This window comes from Micromonospora sp. NPDC048894, from assembly GCF_040649765.1.
GTDB classification, from domain to species: domain Bacteria; phylum Actinomycetota; class Actinomycetes; order Mycobacteriales; family Micromonosporaceae; genus Micromonospora; species Micromonospora antibiotica.
The window spans coordinates 1-4,628 of the sequence record NZ_JBEZFY010000035.1 but is presented as its reverse complement, the minus strand read 5'-3'; the positions used below and the strand labels follow the sequence as shown (position 1 = coordinate 4,628).

The following is a 4,628-nucleotide window of genomic DNA, read 5'->3' as shown; positions in this document are numbered from 1 at the left end:
AGATGGTGTTGGCGATGCGGTACGGGGTGGTGCCGCGGACGTTGCACGTGGATGCGCCGAGTCCGCACGTGGACTGGTCGGCGGGTGAGGTGCGGTTGGCGACTGAGGCGGTCGAGTGGCCCGCCGACGGTCGTCCGCGTCGGGCGGCGGTGTCGTCGTTCGGCATCAGCGGCACCAACGCCCACCTGATCCTGGAGCAGGCCCCCGCCGCCGCGCCGGCGGCCGTACCGTCCGCCACGACGGTGACCGCCCTGGCGGACGCTCCGGTGTCGCTCTGGCCGGTCTCCGGCCGTTCCGCCACCGGCCTCGCCGCCCAGGCGGCCCGCCTCGCCGACTTCCTCACCACCGCCGACCTGCACCCCGCCGACGTCGCGTTGACCCTCGGCACCGGCCGGGCGGCGCTGGAACACCGGGGCGTGGCCGTCGCGGACGGTGTCGCCGGTCTCCGCGCGCTCGCCGCCGGCCAGGGCGTGCACGGCCACCTCACCACCGGACGCACCGCCGTGCTGTTCACCGGTCAGGGTGCGCAGCGGGTGGGGATGGGTCGTGACCTGGCGGCGGCTTTCCCGGTGTTCGCGCAGGCTCTGGATGAGGTGTGTGTGGCGTTCGGGCCGTTGCTGGGTGGTGATCTGCGGGAGGTGATGTTCACCGACCCGGACGGTCTCCTGGACCAGACCGGCTGGACGCAGCCGGCGTTGTTCGCGGTTGAGGTGGCGTTGTTCCGTCTGGCGGAGTCGTGGGGTCTCAAGCCGGACTTCGTGGCGGGTCATTCGATCGGTGAACTTGCCGCCGCGCATGTCGCGGGGGTGTGGTCGCTGGCGGATGCGTGTCGGGTGGTGGCGGCGCGTGGTGGTCTGATGCAGGCCCTTCCGGCCGGTGGGGCGATGTTGGCGATCGCCGCCCCGTTGGCGGAGTTGGATCTGGGTGACGTGGACGTGGCGGCGGTGAACGGTCCTCGTGCGGTGGTCGTGTCGGGGACGGAGGAGCAGGTCGCGGCGTTGGAAGCCTCCCTTGAGGTGAAGACGCGTCGGTTGCGGGTGTCGCATGCGTTCCATTCGCATCTGATGGACCCGATGCTCGCCGAGTACGGGCAGGTCCTCGACGGGGTCACCGCCAGTCCGGCGACCGTTCCGTTGGTGTCGACCGCGACCGGTGATCTTGCCACCGACGAGGAGTTGGGTTCGGTCGGGTACTGGCAGGGTCAGGTGCGGGGGACCGTGCGGTTCGCTGACGCGGTGGCCGCTCTGGCGGCCCGTGGGGTGACGCGGTTCGTGGAGATCGGGCCGGACAGTGTGCTGACCGCGATGGTCGCCGACTGCGTCGAGGACGCCACCGCGATCCCGCTCCAGCGCCGCAAGCGTGAGCAGGTCGAGGCGTACGCGGCCGGGATGGCGCAGGCGTGGACCACCGGCGTCGACCTCGACTGGGCGGCCATCCACCCCACCGCCCGGCAGGTCGACCTGCCCACCTACGCCTTCCAACGCCAGCACTACTGGCTCTACGACCCGGCCCTGGTCGGTGCCGGCCTGCTCGCCGCCACCCACCCGCTGCTCGACGCCGCCGTGCCGCTGGCCAACACCGACGGTGTCGTCTTCACCGGCCGCTGGTCGCTGCACACCCACCCGTGGCTGGCCGACCACGCCGTCGGCGGCACTGCCGTGTTCCCCGGCACCGGCCTGGTCGAACTCGCCATCCACGCCGGTGACCAGGTCGGCGTCGGCCTGCTCGACGAGTTGACCCTGCACGCGCCGCTCGTCGTCCCCGCCGCCGGCAGCGTCGAGGTACAGGTAGCCGTGGAGACGCCCGACCCGACCGGCCGCCGCGCCGTCCTGGTGCACTCCCGGGACCGCGACGACGCCCCCTGGACCCGGCACGCCACCGGCGTCCTCACCACCGGGGACACCCCCGGCGTCGCGCTCACCGCGTGGCCCCCCGCCGATGCCGAACCGCTGCCGCTGGCCGGCCTCTACGACGACCTCGCCAGTGGCGGGCTCGACTACGGCCCGGTCTTCCAGGGTCTGCGCCGCGCCTGGCGGGCCGGCGACGAACTCTTCGCCGAGGTCGACCTCCCCGACGGTACGCAGACCGACGGCTACGGCCTGCACCCGGCCCTCTTCGACGCCGGCCTGCACGTCCTCACCCGCGCCGACGGCGACACCCCCCGGGGACTGCCGTTCGCCTGGTCGGGAGTGGCACTGCACGCCACCGGCGCGACCAGCCTCCGGGTCCGGCTCACCCCCGCCGGCACCGGGGTACGGATCGCGGTCGCCGACGCGGTCGGCGCACCCGTGGCCACCGTACGGTCGCTGGTGCTCCGCCCGGTGCAGGTCACCGCCGGGACCGGCGTCGCCGACGCGCTGTTCGGCCTCGACTGGCAGCCCGTCGCCGTCACCCCGACGGACACCGCCCCCGCCTGGGCGTGGCACCCCGACACCGCCCGTGCCGGCGACGCCACCTCCGCGACCGCCGCCGGGGGAACCGGTGACAGGCACACCCCGACCGCCCTACCGGGTGGTGGCACGGCGACCGCCGACGGCGCGGCCGAGCTGGTGGTGCTGCGCGCCGGAGGCACCGACGACGTACACGCCGAGGTGCACCGGGTGCTGGGGATCGCCCAGCGCTGGCTGGCCGGGGAGGACCGCGCCCCGCTCGTCGTCCTTACCCGGCACGCCGTCGGTGACGACGTGACCGACCTGGCGGGCGCGGCGGTCTGGGGGTTGCTGCGCTCCGCGCAGGCGGAGAACCCCGACCGCATCCTCCTCGTCGACGCGGACACCGACCGGCTCGACGACATCCTCCCGGCGGCCCTGGCTGCCGGCGACCCGCAGGTGTCGATCCGCGACGGCATCGTCCGGGTGCCCCGGATCGTCAGGCGTCCCTTGCCGGTGACGCCGTCGGACGCCCCGCTCTACGGCACCGGCACGGTGCTGGTCACCGGTGCGACAGGTGCGCTCGGCGCGGCGGTGGCCCGGCACCTGGTCACGGCACACGGGGTGTCCCGGTTGTTGCTGCTGTCGCGCAGCGGTACGGCGGCGGCCGGCGCCGACGACCTCGTCGCCGAACTGACTGGTTCCGGTGCCCGGGTCGACCTGGTCGCCTGCGACGTGGCCGACCGTGACCAGCTGACCGCCGCCCTGGCCGACGTGCCGGACCTGTCGGCGGTGGTGCACACCGCCGGGGTGCTCGACGACGGCGTGGTGTCGTCGTTGACCCCGGACCGGGTCTCGGCGGTGCTGCGGCCCAAGGTGGACGCCGCGACGCTGCTCGACGAGCTGACCCGGGGTCGGGACCTGTCGGCGTTCGTGCTGTTCTCCTCGCTGTCCGGGGTGCTGGGTGCGCCGGGGCAGGGCAACTACGCGGCGGCGAACGCCCACCTCGACGCGCTCGCGGTCACCCGGCGGGCCGCCGGGCTGCCAGGGGTGTCGTTGGCCTGGGGACTGTGGGGCGAAGGCTCCACGATGACCGAAGGACTCGCCGACACCGACCGGGAGCGGATGTCCCGGGGTGGGGTGCTGCCGTTGTCCACCGCCGACGGGTTGGCCCTGCTCGACGCCGCGGTAGCCGGCGGGTCGGCCACCCTCGTCCCGGCCCGGCTCGACGTGCCGACGCTGCGTACCCTCGGCGACCGGTTGCCCCCGGTGCTGCGCGCCCTGACCGGGCCGACCCGGCGCACGGCCACCGCCGCCAGCACCGTCGACCGGTCGGGCAGCGACTGGTTGACCGGCCTGCCGGAGCAGGAGCGCGCCGGTGCCGTCCGGCACCTGGTGCACACCCACGTCGCCGCCGTGCTCGGTCTCGCCGGGCCGGACGCGGTCGAGGCGGACCGCACCTTCCAGAGCCTCGGCTTCGACTCGCTCACCGCCGTCGAGCTGCGCAACGCGCTCTCCACTGCGGCGGGCCTGCGGCTCCCGGCCACCCTGATCTTCGACTACCCGACGCCCGTCGCCCTCGCCGAGTTCCTGCACGGTGAGCTGAGCGGCGCACTCGACGTACCGCAGGCCCGGCAGACCGCCACCACCACGATCGGTGACGACCCGGTGGCGATCGTCGGGATGGCCTGCCGCTACCCCGGCGGGGTGTCCTCCCCGGAGGACCTGTGGCGGCTAGTCGCGGACGGCGTCGACGCCATCGACGGCTTCCCGACCGACCGGGGTTGGGACCTGGCCCGGCTCTACGACCCGACCGGCGTCCGCCCCGACACCAGCTACGCCGACCAGGGTGGGTTCCTGCCCGGCGCGGCCGGCTTCGACCCGGCCTTCTTCGGCATCTCACCCCGCGAGGCCGTGCTGATGGACCCGCAGCAGCGGCAACTGCTGGAGGTCTCCTGGGAGGCGTTCGAGCGGGCCGGCATCGACCCCTCCTCGGTACGCGGCTCCGCCACCGGCGTCTTCGCCGGCCTGATGTACCACGACTATGTGACCGGGCACAGCGCCGGCAGCGTCGTCTCCGGGCGGATCGCCTACACCCTCGGCCTCGAAGGCCCCGCCGTCACCGTGGACACCGCGTGTTCGTCGTCGTTGGTGGCGATGCACTTGGCGGGTCAGGCGTTGCGGTCGGGTGAGTGTGATCTGGCGTTGGCTGGTGGGGTGACGGTGATGGCGACGCCGGAGACGTTTGTGGAGTTTTCG

The 4,628-nt window shown here is 74.0% G+C and carries 1 protein-coding gene; it reads left to right on the top strand.

Annotation, left to right across the window (positions count from 1 at the left end; all coding sequences use genetic code 11):
• Nucleotides 1–14 precede the first annotated feature (14 nt).
• The coding region (locus tag AB0C22_RS31165) for a type I polyketide synthase (protein WP_357538576.1) at nt 15–4,628 on the top strand (4,614 nt) is incomplete at its 3' end.